This window comes from Comamonas sp. 23 (genome assembly GCF_049601575.1).
GTDB lineage: Bacteria > Pseudomonadota > Gammaproteobacteria > Burkholderiales > Burkholderiaceae_C > Comamonas > Comamonas squillarum.
On the sequence record NZ_CP187127.1, the window covers coordinates 2,890,595 to 2,905,982 of the forward strand.

At 65.2% G+C, this 15,388-nt stretch carries 16 protein-coding genes and 1 pseudogene; 7 read left to right on the top strand and 10 right to left on the bottom strand.

The genetic code is table 11. The features are described from left to right. Positions 1 to 40: 40 nt before the first annotated feature. Positions 41 to 598 carry a peroxiredoxin gene (locus tag ACPEE1_RS12985; RefSeq protein WP_182341180.1) on the bottom strand — a complete coding sequence of 186 codons (558 nt, stop codon included), beginning with the start codon at positions 596 to 598 and terminating at the stop codon, positions 41 to 43. Between the two features lie 220 nt (positions 599 to 818). Here ACPEE1_RS12985 and ACPEE1_RS12990 point away from each other — a divergent pair, with 220 nt between their 5' ends. After that, a complete protein-coding gene (locus ACPEE1_RS12990; protein ID WP_116925586.1) occupies positions 819 to 1,805 on the top strand; it encodes a Bug family tripartite tricarboxylate transporter substrate binding protein in 987 nt (328 codons plus the stop codon). A 95-nt stretch (positions 1,806 to 1,900) separates the two neighbouring features. On the opposite strand, the gene ACPEE1_RS12995 is transcribed toward ACPEE1_RS12990, so the two are convergent. Both ACPEE1_RS12995 and ACPEE1_RS13000 read right to left on the bottom strand, forming a co-directional pair. Continuing rightward, positions 1,901 to 2,650: a 2OG-Fe dioxygenase family protein gene (locus ACPEE1_RS12995; RefSeq protein WP_182341177.1), complete on the bottom strand. Its 750-nt coding sequence runs from the start codon at positions 2,648 to 2,650 to the stop codon at positions 1,901 to 1,903. A gap of 138 nt (positions 2,651 to 2,788) precedes the next feature. Then, complete coding sequence (locus ACPEE1_RS13000) at positions 2,789 to 3,226, bottom strand: universal stress protein (RefSeq protein WP_021028467.1); 438 nt, start codon at positions 3,224 to 3,226, stop codon at positions 2,789 to 2,791. A 195-nt stretch (positions 3,227 to 3,421) separates the two neighbouring features. On the opposite strand from ACPEE1_RS13000, the gene ACPEE1_RS13005 reads away from it, so the two are divergent. Continuing rightward, the gene (locus tag ACPEE1_RS13005; RefSeq protein ID WP_423933037.1) at positions 3,422 to 4,384 is read left to right on the top strand and encodes an aldo/keto reductase; all 963 of its coding nucleotides are present in this window, start codon (positions 3,422 to 3,424) and stop codon (positions 4,382 to 4,384) included. 19 nt (positions 4,385 to 4,403) lie between these two features. Here ACPEE1_RS13005 and ACPEE1_RS13010 read toward each other — a convergent pair whose 3' ends face one another. Beyond that, positions 4,404 to 5,177, bottom strand: a complete 774-nt coding sequence (locus ACPEE1_RS13010) for an SIR2 family NAD-dependent protein deacylase (protein ID WP_423933040.1) — start codon at positions 5,175 to 5,177, stop codon at positions 4,404 to 4,406. A gap of 185 nt (positions 5,178 to 5,362) precedes the next feature. On the opposite strand from ACPEE1_RS13010, the gene ACPEE1_RS13015 reads away from it, so the two are divergent. The 3 genes from ACPEE1_RS13015 to ACPEE1_RS13025 all read left to right on the top strand — a co-directional run bounded on the left by ACPEE1_RS13015 (position 5,363) and on the right by ACPEE1_RS13025 (position 6,773). Further along, complete coding sequence (locus tag ACPEE1_RS13015) at positions 5,363 to 5,821, top strand: VOC family protein (protein WP_182341171.1); 459 nt, start codon at positions 5,363 to 5,365, stop codon at positions 5,819 to 5,821. Positions 5,822 to 5,875: 54 nt separating this feature from the next. Then, entirely contained in the window at positions 5,876 to 6,343 is a 468-nt protein-coding gene (locus tag ACPEE1_RS13020) for an SRPBCC family protein (protein WP_182341169.1), read from the top strand. Positions 6,344 to 6,410: 67 nt separating this feature from the next. After that, positions 6,411 to 6,773, top strand: coding sequence for a DUF1428 domain-containing protein (locus ACPEE1_RS13025; protein ID WP_182341167.1), 363 nt, complete (start codon positions 6,411 to 6,413; stop codon positions 6,771 to 6,773). A 46-nt stretch (positions 6,774 to 6,819) separates the two neighbouring features. Here the strand turns inward: ACPEE1_RS13025 and ACPEE1_RS13030 are convergent, their stop codons facing one another. Genes ACPEE1_RS13030 through ACPEE1_RS13040 form a run of 3 tightly spaced genes read right to left on the bottom strand, consistent with a single transcriptional unit; the run spans position 6,820 to position 9,720 of the window. After that, positions 6,820 to 8,283 carry a sensor histidine kinase gene (locus ACPEE1_RS13030; protein ID WP_182341165.1) on the bottom strand — a complete coding sequence of 488 codons (1,464 nt, stop codon included), beginning with the start codon at positions 8,281 to 8,283 and terminating at the stop codon, positions 6,820 to 6,822. Between the two features lie 24 nt (positions 8,284 to 8,307). Then, entirely contained in the window at positions 8,308 to 8,973 is a 666-nt protein-coding gene (locus ACPEE1_RS13035) for a response regulator transcription factor (protein WP_182341163.1), read from the bottom strand. Between the two features lie 6 nt (positions 8,974 to 8,979). Further along, entirely contained in the window at positions 8,980 to 9,720 is a 741-nt protein-coding gene (locus ACPEE1_RS13040; RefSeq protein WP_182341162.1) for a PepSY domain-containing protein, read from the bottom strand. Positions 9,721 to 9,861: 141 nt separating this feature from the next. Between ACPEE1_RS13040 and ACPEE1_RS13045 the strand changes: the two genes are divergently transcribed. Continuing rightward, entirely contained in the window at positions 9,862 to 10,512 is a 651-nt protein-coding gene (locus ACPEE1_RS13045; protein ID WP_116925578.1) for a PepSY domain-containing protein, read from the top strand. A 123-nt stretch (positions 10,513 to 10,635) separates the two neighbouring features. Here the strand turns inward: ACPEE1_RS13045 and rlmB are convergent, their stop codons facing one another. Further along, positions 10,636 to 11,397 carry a 23S rRNA (guanosine(2251)-2'-O)-methyltransferase RlmB gene (gene rlmB, locus ACPEE1_RS13050; RefSeq protein ID WP_116925577.1) on the bottom strand — a complete coding sequence of 254 codons (762 nt, stop codon included), beginning with the start codon at positions 11,395 to 11,397 and terminating at the stop codon, positions 10,636 to 10,638. A gap of 132 nt (positions 11,398 to 11,529) precedes the next feature. Here rlmB and ACPEE1_RS13055 point away from each other — a divergent pair, with 132 nt between their 5' ends. Then, the gene (locus ACPEE1_RS13055; RefSeq protein WP_116925576.1) at positions 11,530 to 12,948 is read left to right on the top strand and encodes a glycerate kinase type-2 family protein; all 1,419 of its coding nucleotides are present in this window, start codon (positions 11,530 to 11,532) and stop codon (positions 12,946 to 12,948) included. A gap of 30 nt (positions 12,949 to 12,978) precedes the next feature. On the opposite strand, the gene ACPEE1_RS13060 is transcribed toward ACPEE1_RS13055, so the two are convergent. Both ACPEE1_RS13060 and ACPEE1_RS13065 read right to left on the bottom strand, forming a co-directional pair. After that, entirely contained in the window at positions 12,979 to 13,725 is a 747-nt protein-coding gene (locus tag ACPEE1_RS13060; protein WP_182341159.1) for a DUF3011 domain-containing protein, read from the bottom strand. A 132-nt stretch (positions 13,726 to 13,857) separates the two neighbouring features. Then, positions 13,858 to 15,276, bottom strand: a pseudogene (locus ACPEE1_RS13065) (short-chain fatty acid transporter). Positions 15,277 to 15,388 lie beyond the last annotated feature (112 nt).

Below are 15,388 nucleotides of genomic sequence, written 5' to 3' on the forward strand. Positions count from 1 at the left end.
GGCAAGCCCAGACACTGCCACCGCGCCATGAAAAAGTGGCTCAAGACTTCTGGCGCGCCTTCCAGGCCTGCACCGCCTTCAAGGTCTGCTGCACATGCTCGAGCGGATCGCTGCCCTCATGCGCATAGATCACCTTGCCGTCAGGTGCAATCACGTAGGAGATGCGTGAAGCGGTGCCCGGCCGTGCGGCGGAGCCTGCGTCATAGGCCTGGATGGCCTTGGCATCGGGGTCGGAGGCGACGCTGAACTGGTTACGGCAGGCCTCGCTGGAGAAGCGCTGCATCGTGGCAATGTCGTCATGCGAGATACCGACGACCTGCGCGCCGGAGGCCGCAAAGCTCGGCGTGGCCTCGGCAAAGGCATGGGCCTCGATCGTGCAGCCCTGGCTGAAGGCCTTGGGGAAGAAGTACAGGACGACGGGGCCGCGCTTCAAGGCCTCGGCCATGTCAAAGCGCTGCACCTTGCCGGCCAGTGCCGACTGTGTGCTGAACATCGGTGCCTGGGCACCAACAGCCAGCGCCGCCTGGCTGGGCAGGCTGACCAGCGCCGCGCAGCCCATCACCACCGAGGCCAACGCCCCCACGAATTTTGCTTTCATAGTCGATCCTTCTGTTGTCATCTAGATACGCCCCAAGCCTGGGCCATTGGCGGCAGGCTCTGTTTTTCGCCTGCGCTCCATCGCTCCACACCACAGCCCCTAGAATATGCCACCTGGCGTGATGGCATACATCATCACCCCTTTGACTGTTTATGCAACTACCTCCTTGGCCGACTGTGCGAAAGCCATGCGAAGGTGTGACCCTCAAGGAGACAACAAGATGATGAAACACATTCTGCAATGCGCCGCCGTGGCGCTGACGGTGGGGGCCGCTTCGGGTGCCATGGCCCAGGGCTCGGCGACGGACTACCCCGGCAGCAAGCCGGTGCGCATGGTCGTGCCCTTCCCACCAGGCGGTGGCACCGATATTCTCTCGCGCATCATCGCGCAAAAGCTCAGCGAACAGAACCACTGGACGGTGGTCGCTGACAACCGGGCCGGCGCGGGCGGCACCATCGGTATCAGCGAAGTCGCCAAGGCCCAGCCAACGGGCTATGACATCGTCATGGGCCAGAAGGACAACGTGGTGCTGGGCTACTACCTGTACAAGGGCCTGCCCTGGAACCCCGCCAAGGACTTGACGCCCATTGCCCATGTGGCCTACTCGCCGGTCATCATTGCCACCTCGGAAAACAGCAAGTTCAAGACCTTGAACGATGTGATCGCCGCCGCCAAGGCCGACCCCGGCAAGATCACCTACGGCTCGCCCGGCAATGGCACCAGCATCCATATCGCTGGCGTGCTGTTTGAGAAGGCGGCCGGCGTCAAGCTGACCCACGTGCCGTACAAGGGCTCCAACCCCGCGCTGCTCGACACCTTGTCCGGCAATGTCGATCTGCTGGTGTCGTCCGTGCCCTCGGCCATTGGCCAGATCAAGGCCGGCAAGCTGCGTCCGCTGGCTGTTACCTCGGCCAAGCGCAGCAGCTCGCTGCCCGATGTGCCTACCGTTGCGGAACTGGGCATGAAGGGCTTTGATGTGAGCACCTGGTATGGCCTGTTTGGCCCCAAGAACCTGCCCGCCCCCATCGTCAGCAAGCTCAACACCGAGGTCAACAAGCTACTGGGCCAAAAGGAAGTGCAGGATTCCATCCTGGCCCAAGGCGCCGAGCCCCAGGCCATGTCCGTATCGGACTTTGACAAGTTCTTCCACAAGGACTTCCAGGACGCTAAGGCCATTGTTGAAGCCTCGGGCGCGACCATCCAGTAAGCCCCAGGGCTGGGATACGGCAAGGGCACCTCGCAGGTGCCCTTTTTTTATGACCAGGCCAATGGGCCGATGGTGATCAATGGCAATGCCAGCGCTCAGGCACCGTCGCCCTGGAAGGCCTGGCGGCGCAAGGTCACCACCAAGGTATCGCGGTGGCCGGGGGCATCGCCCAGCGGCTGGATCGGCGTGCTCTCATGGATCATCCGGGCGTCGTCGAGCAGCATCAGCGACCAGGGCTCGGTGAGCGTAAAGCGCAGGCCTTGCGGGCCCTGGGCGTCGAACACCCGCGTCTCCCCGCCTTTGATGCCCTCGCGTGCCACCAAAAACACCGCCACCAGATCCACGCCATCGCGGTGCGCACCTTCGGGGGTGGGCCGGCCAATGCCCTCGGCGGTGTCGATGCGGAACTGGTGGGCCTCGGTATACCAGGGCGCGTGCTCCGCACTGGGAAACAGTGCCTGCGCCGTGTGACCCAGCGCACGCATGATCTGGCGCCAGGCGGGCAGCGCCTGGGTGCTGGCTGCGACGGGCTCAAACCAGCGCTGCATGCCGCCATGCAAGGCGTTGTACTCCACCGGCTGCCAATGGGCACGGTGGGCTACGGACTCAACCTGGTCATCCTGCACCACATAGCAGGAATGGCGGCGCTTGCGGTAGCGCCCGCCGTCTTTGAGGTAGGCATCATGGGGCATGGCCTCCCAGTGGCTGCCGAGCGCTGCCAGGTCATCGGGCGGGCAGGCTGCCCACTGCGCCACGGCGGCGGGGCTGAGCACCGCATAGCCATAGGCGCGCAAAGTGCCGTCCACCTGGTCGGCATCACAATAAGGAGGAGGAAAGGACTGCATGTAAAACTCCGTCAAGCGGGCGAGCTTACGGCGGTCACAAAAGCATTGCGTGCTGCACAACTTTGGGCAGCGCCGCAGCGCTGCCCGGTAGCCATCCACTCAACGAAAACGGCACCAAGCCGGGTGCCGTCGCTGACATTACTGGCGAACGACCAGCACGGGGATCAGGCTGTCGCTCAGCACGCGCTGGGTCACGCTGCCCAGCACCAGCTTTTCCAGGCCCTTGCGGCCGTGCGAGCCCATCACAATGAGGTCGGCGCCGGTGGTTTTGACCGCTTCCATCACCCCGTCGTGTACGGAGTGGCCTTCGCCCATGACGGTGTCCACAGGAATACCGGCCTGCTCCATCGCAGTTTTGACCGCGTCCAACGCGGTGTGCGCATCGGCAGTGGCAGCAGACAGGTACTGCGCCTGGCCATAGGCAAAATCGGCGCCCACGCCGGTGAAGGGATAGGGATCGATCACATACACCGCAGTGACCTGGCTGCCAAAGGCCTTGGCAAGACCGGCGGCCTTGTTGACCGCGAGCATGGAGGTGGCAGACCCATCGACCGGCACCAGAATATGTTTGAACATAGCGTCACTCCTTTTTGTTGTTGCATGCATAACTTACTCTAAAACGCAGGGCCCGGCAAACCTGGCAGGCCCTGCAGCACTGCCACCTATGCGGCAGTTGCAAGCGGTTTGCGCTGCATCAACGGGTGGCGCCGCGCCAGCCCGCGCCGCATAATGTTTGCACCGCCCTGCTGGGCCCTAACCCCTCTTCAAACGATGACAACATCCCTGCGCTCCCTGGGTCGATCCGCCCTGCAAGTCTCGCCGCTGTGCCTGGGCGGCAATGTATTTGGCTGGACGGCTGACGAGGCCACCAGCTTTCACCTACTCGATGCCTGGCTGGATGCCGGCATGAACTTTGTCGATACCGCTGACGTGTACTCGCGCTGGGCGCCTGGCCACAGCGGCGGTGAATCGGAGCGCGTGCTCGGCAAATGGCTGCGCAGCTCGGGCAAGCGCGCGCAGGTGGTGTTGGCCACCAAGGTCGGCAAGGATATGGGCGAAGGCAAGGTCGGCCTGCGCCCGGAGTACATCCGCCAGGCGGTCGACGCCTCTCTGCAGCGCCTGCAGACCGATTACATCGACCTCTACCAATCGCATGACGACGACGCGCAGGTACCGCTGGCCGATGTGATGGGCACCTTTGGCGAGCTGATCGCCGAGGGCAAGGTGCGTGCCGTGGGCGCCAGCAACTACAGCGCAGCGCGCCTGGCAGAGGCGCTGCAGACCAGCGAGCAGCATGGCCTGGCGCGTTATGAGAGCCTACAGCCGCTTTTCAACCTCTATGACCGTGCCGTGTTCGAGCAAGAGTTGCAGCCGCTGTGCGTTGCGCAGGGCGTGGGCGTCATCAACTTCTACAGCCTGGCTGCCGGCTTTTTGACCGGCAAATACCGCAAGGCCGAGGACGCGAGCAAAAGCCCGCGCGGCGCCAAGACCACCCAGCTGTATCTGAACGACCGGGGCTTGCGCATTCTGGCCGCGCTCGAACAGGTGAGCAGCCGCACGGGCGCCCCGATGGGCGAGGTGGCCGTGGCCTGGGTCATGCGCCAGCCGGCCATTGCCTCGCCGATTGCCAGCGCCAGCAACCTCGAGCAGCTGCAGTCGCTGATCCGCGCCAGCCAATTGCAGCTCGATGCCGATGCGATGGCCACGCTCAACGCCGCCAGCGCCGAAGCTTGAGCGAAGGCTGGCGACAAGCCTAGGCCAGCAGAATCGGCAAAATTTGCGCCGAAGGCAGGCGCCAGCAGCGGTCGGCCACCCCGTCAAGCGCGGTGGGCTCGGGGTTGATGACCACCACATGCGCGCCGCCCCGGGCGGCGATATGGGCCAGGCCAGCCGCCGGGTAGACATGGCCGGAGGTGCCAATCACCAGCATCAGGTCACAGGCCTTGGCGGCGTCTTGCGCCTGCTGCAGCTCGGCATGGGGCAAGGCCTCGCCAAACCAGACCACAGCCGGGCGCAGGTAATTGCCGCAACCAGGGCATTGCGGCGGCGCATCGCCTTCGGTAAAGCGGGCATCGCAGCAGGGCTTGGGCGGCAGCAGCCAGCGGTTGTCCATCAGATTGCCATGCAGGCACAGCACTGGCGTACTGCCGGCACGCTGGTGCAGGCCATCGACGTTCTGCGTGACCAGGGTCATCCGGCCGGGGTGGCGCGCCTGCCATTGGGCCAGCGCCACATGGCCGGCATTGGGCATCACCTGCCGCACCAGATCGCGGCGGTACTGGTACCAGTCCCAGACCCGCTGCGGATGGGCCAGAAAGCCCGCTTCGCTGGCCATCTCCTCAGGGCTGAACTGCGCCCAGTAGCCCGTCTGTGCATCACGAAACGTCGGCACGCCCGACTCCGCACTGGCCCCCGCCCCCGTCAACACCAGCAGATGCCGCGCATTGTGCAAGCGCTGTCGCAGGCTGGCAATTTCTGTATCGGCAAGCGGCAGCGCTGCGCAGGAATCCAAGGGATCAAATGACATAGAAGGTGCGGTGAAAAGCAGCTGCCTAGCATACGGCAAGGCTTGCGTTCCAGCGCCACAGTCCAGCATCACTGCGCAGGGCGCCGATTGAGCGACTTACATTCAGAAACTGTCATCACGATTTGGAGATGGACACGATGGACGGGCCGAGCCCAGAATGGCTGACCCACGACGAGGAGACAAGAATGCAATTCATCCCCTATCTGAACTTTGATGGCGATTGCGCCGAAGCCATGGCCTTTTACGCCCAGCTGTTTGGCGGCCAGATCATGCACCAGATGCGCTTTAGCGACATGCCGCCTGGCGAAGGCATGCCACCGCTCCCGCCTGAGGCGCAGTCGCGCCTGATGCATGCCCACCTGCAAGTAGGCAGCCAGGCGATCATGGCCTCGGACACGATGCCTGCGATGCCTGGCGCCAGCGCCGAGACCTGTGGTGGCGGCTATCTCAAACCCCAAGGCATGTGGGTGTCCATCGGTGTCGATTCCGCAGCAGATGGCGAGCGCATCTTCAACGGTCTGGCTGACGGTGGCCAGGTGGCCATGCCCTTTTCAGCCACCTTCTGGTCGCCCGGTTTTGGCATGGTGACCGACCGTTTTGGCACCCCGTGGATGGTGAACGTCCAGACGCAGCCCGCTGCATAAGGCCCTCGTCTCCTCACCGCACAACCGCACACCACCTGCACCGAGCCACACCCTATGTCTCTACAACCCCATCCCCAGGATCTGGTGCTCAGCCGCCTGATCCATGCCCCCGCCGCCACGCTCTACCGCTGCTGGACCGAGCCCGCCCTGCTCACCGAGTGGTTTGTACCCAAGCCCTGGACCATTGCCAGCGCCCAAGTGGATGTGCGTGTGGGCGGCGGCAGCCAGATTGTCATGCGCGACCCGCAAGGCAACGAGTACCCCAATGCCGGCGTGTACCTGGAGGTAGTACCCAACCTCAGGCTGGTCTTTACCGATGCCTACACCGCTGGCTGGGTGCCCAGCGCCAAACCGTTCATGACGGCCATCATCGAGTTTGAGCCCGAAGCGGGCCTGACCCGCTACACCGCCACCGTGCGCCATTGGAGCGAAGAGACCCGCAAGCAGCACGAGGCGATGGGATTCCACACCGGTTGGGGCGTGGCCACCGACCAGCTCGTGGCGCTGGCTGCCAGCTTGTAGTTGCGTCCTCGCGCTGCGATGTAGCGCCCACCCATAACAGCGCCGCTCGAGCGCCCAGGAGACTACCATGCCTTATGTCGATGGATTTGTACTGCCCGTGCCCCGCGCCAAGCTCGACGCCTACCGAGCCATGGCCGAGGCGGCCGGCAAGGTCTGGATGGAGCACGGCGCACTGCAGTACTGGGAATGTATGGGCGACGATGTGCCCGATGGTGAAGTCACCTCGTTTCCGATGGCGGTCAAGCTACAGGCGGACGAGGTCGCTTGCTTTTCCTGGATCGTCTACACCTCGCGCGCCGAGCGCGACCGCATCAATGCCGCGGTGATGGCCGACCCGCGCCTGGCGGACATGCAACCGGCCAACATGCCGTTTGATGCCAAGCGCATGATCTTTGGCGGATTCATGCCGGTCGTGCAGCTGGGGACTTGATAAGGCCACCAAGGCCACCAAGCCCACCTAGAGCCGCTGCGCCGTATCAGGCCACTACGCCGGCCATCTCCACGCGCACCAGCAGCCCCTTCAAGGCCTCGCTCTTGCGCCATTGCAACCGGCCTTCGTAGCCTTGCACGATTTGCTGGGTAATCGACAGGCCCAGGCCCGTGCCATCAACCGTCTCATCAAAGCGCTGGCCCCGCGCGCCGGCTGCCTGCATTTGTGCGGCCGTCATGCCAGGGCCGTCGTCCTCCACCTGCAGCACCAGGCCTTGGGTGGCGCTGCCATACACCGTCAGGCGCACCTGGGAGGCTGCCCATTTGCCCGCGTTGTCCAGCAGATTGCCCAGCAGCTCTTCCAGATCGGCGCGCTCGCCCCGCCACCACAGCGCGACACCCTCCTCCACCAGTTGCCAGTCCAGGTCGCTGGCCTGGTGCAGTTGGCGCAGCATCGCCAGCATCTGCCGCGCGCAGGCCAGCACATCCACAGGCAAGCCGGCGCTTGGCCCATGCACCAGGGTGGCATCGCTGAAGGTACGGGCCTGGTAGCGGTCAATCAGCCGCGCCATCGCCGTGGTCTGCTGCAGCACCAGGTCCGCCGGCAGGGCTGCACCGCTGCCGGCATGGGCCATCAGCAGCGACAAGGGTTTTTTCAGCGCATGGTTGAGGTCGGCTGCATGCGAGCGTGATCGCTCCACCACCTGGGTATTGCGCGCGAGCAAGGCGGCCAGCTCCTGCTGCAAGGGCTGCAGATCGGCACCCAGCGGCAGCTGCGCAATCTGCTCGGTGGCGGGCGCAGCGCCTGGCAGCGGCTTGTCCAGGCCGGCAATCACACCGACCAGACGCTTGAGCGGCGCCAGGCCCACGCGCAGCTGCAGCCAGACCAGCGCGCCAATCAGCAGGATCAGCATGGCGCTAGTGATTCCCAAAATCTGGTCAATGCGGCGCAGGCTGGCCATCAGCGGCTGAGCCGGGCCAAAGACCTGCAAGTGCATCGGCGCGGCGCCCGCTGCCAGCTGCACCGAAAAATGCTGTACCAAAAGCGGCTCCTGCTGCGGGCCCCGGGCCTGCTGCAAGCGTTCGCTGCCCCACAGCCGGGCTGGGCTCACCACCAGGTCGGGCTGGTCCCACAGCGAGCGGGAGCGCGCCAGCACCACCGGCTCTGCGGCTGTTCGCAGGGGCGCGCGCGCCTGGCCCTGCAACTGCCAGTACCAGCCCGAGAAAATGGCGCTGAACTCGTCGCTGCCGCCCGCCGCCTCTTGCACCCGGCCATCGGGCAGCAGCGCCAGGCGCGCGTGGATGCGCTCGGATTTTTCCTCCAGGCTGCGCGACATGCTGCCCAGCAAGCTGGCATGCACCTCATAACGCAGCCACCAGCCGCCCAGCCCCATCACCAGCAAACTGGGCACGATGACCAGGGCGGCCATGCGCGCAGCCAGCGACCAGCGCCGCGCAGGTGAGCGCCGCGCGGGCGGCCGCTCGTGGACAGAACTGGGAGGGAAGGCCATGGTGCGGCGGGGCTACAGCAGCAGCTAGCTGGGCGCGTTCAGCCGAAAACCCTGGCCGCGCTCGGTCACCAGCAGATCGGACTGGCGCAGCTTGCGCCGTATGCGGCCGATCAGCACATCAAGCGTGTTGGAGTCCGGGTCCAGATCTCGGGCATAGACATGCTCGCTGATCTCGGTGCGCGTGAGCACCCGGTTGGGGTGGTGCATCAAATAGGCCAGAATCTTGTGCTCCTGCGCCGTCAGCTGCAAACCCTGGCCGTCCTGCAAAAAGCGGCCGGCCGTTACGTCGTATTCCAGGCAGCCCGCGCGCAGCACGGTGGCCGCACTGCCAGTGCTGCGGCGCAGCATGGCACGCAGGCGCAGCACCACCTCGTCGAGCATGAAGGGCTTGGTCAGGTAGTCGTCAGCTCCGGCGCCAAAGCCGGCCACCTTGTCGCTCCAGCGGTTGCGCGCCGTCAGGATCAGCACCGGCCAGTGGCAACCCGCCTCGCGCCAGTCGCGCAACACCGTCAGCCCATCGCGCTGGGGCAGGCCCAGGTCCAGCACGGCTGCGTCGTAGGGCTCGGTGCTGCCGGCAAACGATGCGGCATCGCCATCGGCTTCCACATCCACTGAGAAACCGGCACGCGCCAGTGCCTGCTGCATTTGCGCGGCCAGTTCCGCATCGTCTTCGACCACCAGAATTCGCATCAGCGCTCAATCCTCCATCTTTTGTTGGAGCACCTGCAGGCTGCGTGCATCCACCTTGAGCTTCAAGGTACTGCCATTGCCCTGCAGCAGTTCGATCTCGTAATAAGAGCCCTGGCCCTCGTCATGCTCCAGCTCCACTTCGAGCACCTGGCCCGTGAAGCGCGGTGCCAGCGCCTGCAATACCTCGTCAGCCCGCTTGAGCGGCGCCGGGTTGCGTGCCTTGGCCTGGGCGGGGGGCAGCACTTGGCCGGTCGCGGCCTCCATCACCAGCTTGCGGTAGCCTTGCTGGTCGGCGCTGAGCTTGATTTCATAGACGCCCCGGCCCTGGCTGTCGCGCTCAAACTCCACATCGGTGATGCGGCTGGCGTGCTGCTGCGCCAGCTTGGCCAGGTACTGGGCCAGCTCCCGCATCCCCAGCGCCTGCGAGCGGTCCTTGGCCACGCGCTGCACGGTCTGGCCACTGGCCGCGTCGATCAGCAGCTCCTGCTTGAGGCCCTGGCTGTCCACCAGCTTGATCTCGTAGCGCAGCTCGCCCTTGGGGCCGCGCTTGGTCTCGACATCCACCACGCGGCCGGCCTGGCTCGCGGCAATGTCGCTCAGGATCGCGGACAAGGGCTTGTACTGGCCAGTGGCCACCGCCGCACGTACCGCGTCATGCTCGGCCGCTTGGCTGGCGCCCCCCAGCAGCAAGCTGCAGGCCAGGGGCCAGGCAGCGATGCGAGAAAAGCGGGGGGGAATTTGCGCCATGGCAGGCATTATGACAAGCACGATTAAACAGACCATGAACGGTCGCTTCACACTGCGTTTAGGCAAGGTTTTCAATACTTCAGTCCATGACGAATCAGCCAACTGCTGGTTTGCATGTCACCACATTGAAGGGATTGAACCATGAAGAAGACCACCATCGCCTGCATCCTGGGTGCCGCCAGCATCGCTGCCAGCCTGCCGTTTGCCGCCCAGGCCTACAACGCCCAGGAAGTGCTCAACAGCATCAGCGCCAGCGGCCTGGTCGCAGCGCAAGACCTGGAAAAGCAATACGGTTACTGGACTGCCAAGGCTACCCAGCAAGACGGCAGCCGCGCCTATGTGCTGGTGAGCGATGCCGACGGCAGCCTGGTGGCCCTGCGCAAGGCCGAGCTGGGCAGCACCTACCCCGGCGCCAGCCAGGTCGCTGCCAAGCTGCAGTCGCTGGGCTACGGCCAGATCAAGGAAGTAGAGTTTGACGACGGCTTCTGGGAAGCCAAGGTGCGCGGCGCCAACGGCGTTAAGCAAAAGCTGGTGCTGCACCCGGTAAGCCTGGATGTGCTGTCCCAACCCGGCCAGCCTGCTCCCACGCCGGGCGCGGGGGCCGGCAGCGCGGTCTTGAGCGCGGCGCAAATCCAGCAGCTGCTGACCCAGGCGGGCTACACCCACATCCACGACCTGGAGCTCGATGACGGCATCTGGGAAGCCGATGCGATCAATGCCCAGGGTTTCCGCGTGGATCTGAAGATCCACCCTGAAACCGGTGCGGTGCTGCGCGAGAAGCTGGACGACTAAGTCGCCCTCGCCCTTGCGCGCACGCGCTGCGGTCTGCACAAAACAAAAAGGCTGAGCCCGCTAGGGTCCAGCCTTTTTTCGATGCCCCCGCGCCTCACGCGGTGAGCCAGCGGAAACAGCGTTTTAACCGGCCTTTGCAGGCGTGCGCTGGCGCAGCGCTTCATACAGACACACGCCGCTGGCCACCGACACGTTGAGGCTGGAGACAGCGCCCATCATCGGGATGCCGATCAGCTCATCACAGGTCTTGCGGGTGAGCTGGCGCATGCCATCGCCTTCGGCACCCAGCACCAGGGCCACGGGGCCCTTGAGGTCCACCTGGTACAGCGTGTTGGGGGCGTCGTCGCTGGTGCCGATGATCCAGACATTGCGCTCCTTGAGCTCTTTCAAGGTACGCGCCAGGTTGGTCACCATGAAGTACGGTACCGTCTCGGCAGCGCCACTGGCGACCTTGGCCACGGTGGCATTGATGCCGACTGCATGGTCCTTGGGCGCAATCACCGCATGGGCACCGGCACCATCAGCCACGCGCAGGCAGGCACCCAAGTTGTGCGGGTCGGTCACACCGTCGAGCACCAGCAAGAGCGGCGAGGTGACACCGGCTTCTTCCAGGTCGTCGAGCAGCTCATCGAGGGTGCGAGTATCCTTGATCTCTTCGACGCGCGCGGCCACACCCTGGTGGCCATGCGAGCCCGCCAGCTTGGCGATGCGTGGTGCATCCGCCTCGATCAGCCGCACCCCCGCCTCTTTGGCGCGCTCCAGAAATTGGCGCATGCGCGCGTCGCGGCGCGTGGACTCGAAATAGACTTCGATGATCGATTTGGGCGCAGTCTTCATGCGCACACCAACGGCATGGAAGCCGAACAACACTTTGGGGGATGACATAGGGCAGCATTATCGCTGCTTGCCCATACCCCGGGGGGCGCAGCGACCATCCCATGCAGGGGCGACAAGCTGCGCCTTGGCAAACCCGGCCATATCTGCGACGCTTGCAGCGACTTTGAACAGGCTCCCCCCATGACCTCTACCGCCTCCGCGGCCTTTGCGGCCCACCTGATCGATGTGCATGGCAGCGATGCTGCCCAGCCCGTGCCTGAGCCCCATCTGCAGCCCTTGCAGTTTTTGCAGCACCTGTACCGGGTTGCCGTGCGCGATGCGCTGCCGCTCGAAGGCCTGCGCAAGCATTTGCCAGCCGTACCCAAGGGCCGCACCTTGGTGGTTGGCGCGGGCAAGGCCGGCGCGGCGATGGCGCAGGCGCTCGAGCAGCTCTGGCCCGCGCAGGCACCGCTGTCGGGCCTGGTCGTCACCCGCTATGGGCATGTTCCGCCGCGCCCGCCGGGCCTGGTCCAGCGCATCGAGGTGGTGGAAGCGGCCCACCCGGTGCCCGATGCTGCCGGCCTGCAAGCGGCCCAGCGCATGCTGGCCTTGACCGAAGGGCTCAGCGCCGATGACCTGGTGATTTGCCTGATCTCGGGCGGCGGCTCGGCATTGCTGACCCTGCCGGCCGAGGGCCTGACCCTTGCCGACAAGCAGCGCATCAACCGCGAGCTGCTCGACAGCGGCGCCCACATTGGCGAGATGAACTGCGTGCGCAAGCACCTCTCGCGCATCAAGGGCGGGCGCCTGGGCGCAGCCTGCCATCCGGCGCAGGTGGTCAGCCTGCTGATCAGCGATGTGCCGGGTGATTCGCCGGCCATCATCGCCAGCGGCCCGACAGTGCCAGACCCCAGCACCTGCGCCGATGCGCTGGCAATCCTGGAGCGCTATGCGATTGCGGTACCTGAGCCGGTGCGCGAGGCGCTGCACAGCGGCTTGCTGGAAACCCCCAAGCCCGGCGACCCGCGCTTTGCCGGCCACCAGGTGCAGCTGATTGCCACCCCGCAGCAGTCCTTGCAAGCAGCAGCCGCTGCCGCGCGTGACGCGGGCATTGCCTGCCATGTGCTGAGCGACGAGATCGAAGGCGAATCCCGGGAGGTGGCCAAAGTGCATGCTGCGCTGGCGCGGGCTGTGGCGCTGCATGGCCAGCCCTTTGCCCGGCCCTGCGTGATTCTGTCAGGCGGTGAGACCACGGTGACGGTGCGCCAACCAGCCGAAGGTGCTGCGCGTGGCCGGGGCGGCCGTGCCGGCGAGTTCTGCCTGGGCCTGGCCCAGGCACTGCAGGCCGTGCCTGGCGTATGGGCGCTGGCCGCTGATACCGATGGCATTGATGGCGTGGAAGACAATGCAGGCGCCGTGGTGACCCCCGACACCCTGGCCCGCGCCGCCGCCTTGCAGCAAAAGCCCTCTGCCTACCAGGACCGCAATGACAGCTATGGCTTTTTTGGCCCACTGGGCGATCTGGTGGTGACCGGCCCCACGCACACCAATGTGAACGATTTTCGCGCACTGCTGATTCTGCAGCCGCTGGAAACCGCCATGAAAAAAGCGGCCAGCTAACGCCGACCGCTTGGTCGTGGTTTACCTGGCTCAGCGGCTGCCAAAACGCCCACGGCAACCGCGCGTGACCCAGATGCGGCGCGCGCGGTCGTCATAACCCCAGGTATAGCCTTCGCGGCAGCTGTCGCTGGACAACTGCTCCAGCAGCACCGGACGGCCCCAGCGCGCATTCCAGTCGCAGCTGTTGTCGCGGCGGTCGTCGCTGCTGCAGGTCAGCTCCCGGCCCTGGCCATATCCAGGATTGGGCCGGCCGCCGCCGTAGCCGCCACCGTAACCGCTGCTGATGGCAAAATCGGCGCGGCAGCCGCGGCTGACCCAGACCATATCGCTGCGTTGGCCCCAGCTGCGGCCCTCGTCGCAGCGAGCGTCGGAGAGCTGGCGGGCAACCTCGACCCTGGCGCCACGCGGAATGGCGCATTCGCGCATGCGCCCGTCGTTGCTCTCGCAGCGCACCAGCTGGTTACTGCCACCGCCACCACCCCAGCCACCGCCGCCGCCTCGGCTATCGGCAAAACGGGCCCGGCAACCATCGGTCACCCAGACCACGCCGCCACCGCGGTGGCCCCAGCTGCGGCCTTCGACGCAAGAGGCGCTCGACAAGGTCTCGCTCACCACCGGATCGCGAAACGGCGTGCGGCATTCGCGCGTGCGCCCGTCCTGGCTCTCGCAGGTCACCTCGCCGTCGCGCCCATACTGCGCCTGTGCGGTGGGGGCGATGGCCGCCAAAGCCAGTGCCAGTGCGCCCAGTGCAGCGCCGCTCCATGTGGTGTTTTGCATTGCTCTGTCCTCATTGTTGTCTTCGATGGGGGCCAAGGTTAACCCGAAATGGCTGCCGGTCATGTAAGCGAAGTCAGCAAAAAGGCGAGCCGCAGCTCGCCCGGGTCATGGCCGGTTGCCACCTAACGATGCTCAGGGCATCACGGGCGGAATATAGGCCAGGGTCTGCCCCAGGAACCACAGCAGGAACAGCACCACCGGGATGTGCACCAGCAGCTGCACAAAGGTAAAGCCGATCAGGTCGCGCGCCTTGAGGCCCAGCACGCCCAACAGCGGCAGCATGTAGAAGGGGTTGATCAGATTGGGCAGTGCCTCGGCGGCGTTGTAGATCTGCACGGCCCAGCCCAGGTGGTACTGCAGGTCGTTGGCCACCTGCATCACATACGGCGCCTCGATGATCCACTTGCCGCCGCCCGACGGAATGAAAAAGCCCAGAATGGCCGAGTACACGCCCATCAGCAGCGCATAGGTGTCATGCGTGGCGATCTGGGTGAAGAAGGTCGAGATGTAGTGCGCAATGGTGTGGCCATCGACGCCCTTGACCTCGGTCATGATCGCAGCAATCGAGCCATACAGCGGGAACTGGATCAGCACACCGGTGGTGGTGGGCACGGCGCGCGCGACCGCATCCAAAAAGCTGCGCGGGCGTCAGTGCAGCAGCGCGCCCACCATCAGAAAAATCAGGTTGTAGGTGTTGAGGCCCGAGATCGCCTGGATCGCCGGCTTGCTGGAGAACTCTTCGACCATCCAGCCGACTGCCAGCAGCACCAGAAAAATGATCAGCAGCGGGCTGTGCTCCAGCCATTCACCGGGCCGCGTGGGCTTGGTCACCGGCTGCGCCTCGGCGCTGATGTCCACCTGGCAGGCGGCAGCATCCTTGGCGTTGGCAGCGCCCGGGGCCGTCACATAGGCAATCACCAGCGAGATCAGCACCAGGGCCAGCAGCATCACGCCCGATTGCCACAGGAAAATCGTCTCGGTAAACGGGATCACACCAGTAATCGCCAGGATCGACGGCGGCAGGCTGGCCGGGTTGGCCTGCAGCTGCGCGGCCGACGAGGAAATGCCCAGCGCCCAGACGGCACCCAGGCCCAGGTAGGCCGCAGCGCCGGCGGCCCGGTAGTCCATTTTCAGGTCGGTGCGGCGGGCCAGCGCCTTGACCAGCAGGCCGCCAAACACCAGGCTCAAGCCCCAGTTGAGGAGCGAGGCCACCATCGAGATCAGCGCCACCCAGGCCACCGCACTGCGGCCATTGCCAGGCACCTTGGCCAGCGCTTCAATCAGGCGCGACGCGGGCTTGGAGCTGGCCACCACATAGCCGCCAATCACCACAAAGGCCATTTGCATCGTGAACGGGATCAGGCTCCAAAAGCCCTTGCCAAAAGCCTTGCTCGTCTCTTGCACCGGCACACCAATGGCCAGGGCCGCTGCCACCACAATCGCAATCCCCACGACCGCAAACACCCAGGAATCGGGAAACCACTTCTCGGCCCAGGCCGCACACCGCATCGCAAACCGCGCCGAGCGGCTCTCTTCCAATTGCACCGACATAGTCACCTTTCTGTCTCGCGTTAATTTCAAAGCGCGGCGATCTTCTCATGCGGACAGGTCAATTTCGTTAAGTGCGACTACGTACCGCCATGCGAAATGGTCAGAGTGGCGA

Coding starts and splice junctions, on each gene's coding strand:
- ACPEE1_RS13005 (WP_423933037.1), top strand. CDS start 3,422: ATGACAACATCCCTGCGCTCCCTGGGTCGATCCGCCCTGCAAGTCTCG.
- ACPEE1_RS13010 (WP_423933040.1), bottom strand. CDS start 5,177: ATGTCATTTGATCCCTTGGATTCCTGCGCAGCGCTGCCGCTTGCCGAT.
- ACPEE1_RS12995 (WP_182341177.1), bottom strand. CDS start 2,650: ATGCAGTCCTTTCCTCCTCCTTATTGTGATGCCGACCAGGTGGACGGC.
- ACPEE1_RS13060 (WP_182341159.1), bottom strand. CDS start 13,725: ATGCAAAACACCACATGGAGCGGCGCTGCACTGGGCGCACTGGCACTG.
- ACPEE1_RS13035 (WP_182341163.1), bottom strand. CDS start 8,973: ATGCGAATTCTGGTGGTCGAAGACGATGCGGAACTGGCCGCGCAAATG.
- ACPEE1_RS12985 (WP_182341180.1), bottom strand. CDS start 598: ATGAAAGCAAAATTCGTGGGGGCGTTGGCCTCGGTGGTGATGGGCTGC.
- ACPEE1_RS12990 (WP_116925586.1), top strand. CDS start 819: ATGATGAAACACATTCTGCAATGCGCCGCCGTGGCGCTGACGGTGGGG.
- ACPEE1_RS13045 (WP_116925578.1), top strand. CDS start 9,862: ATGAAGAAGACCACCATCGCCTGCATCCTGGGTGCCGCCAGCATCGCT.
- ACPEE1_RS13000 (WP_021028467.1), bottom strand. CDS start 3,226: ATGTTCAAACATATTCTGGTGCCGGTCGATGGGTCTGCCACCTCCATG.
- ACPEE1_RS13015 (WP_182341171.1), top strand. CDS start 5,363: ATGCAATTCATCCCCTATCTGAACTTTGATGGCGATTGCGCCGAAGCC.
- ACPEE1_RS13055 (WP_116925576.1), top strand. CDS start 11,530: ATGACCTCTACCGCCTCCGCGGCCTTTGCGGCCCACCTGATCGATGTG.
- ACPEE1_RS13040 (WP_182341162.1), bottom strand. CDS start 9,720: ATGGCGCAAATTCCCCCCCGCTTTTCTCGCATCGCTGCCTGGCCCCTG.
- ACPEE1_RS13030 (WP_182341165.1), bottom strand. CDS start 8,283: ATGGCCTTCCCTCCCAGTTCTGTCCACGAGCGGCCGCCCGCGCGGCGC.
- ACPEE1_RS13025 (WP_182341167.1), top strand. CDS start 6,411: ATGCCTTATGTCGATGGATTTGTACTGCCCGTGCCCCGCGCCAAGCTC.
- rlmB (WP_116925577.1), bottom strand. CDS start 11,397: ATGTCATCCCCCAAAGTGTTGTTCGGCTTCCATGCCGTTGGTGTGCGC.
- ACPEE1_RS13020 (WP_182341169.1), top strand. CDS start 5,876: ATGTCTCTACAACCCCATCCCCAGGATCTGGTGCTCAGCCGCCTGATC.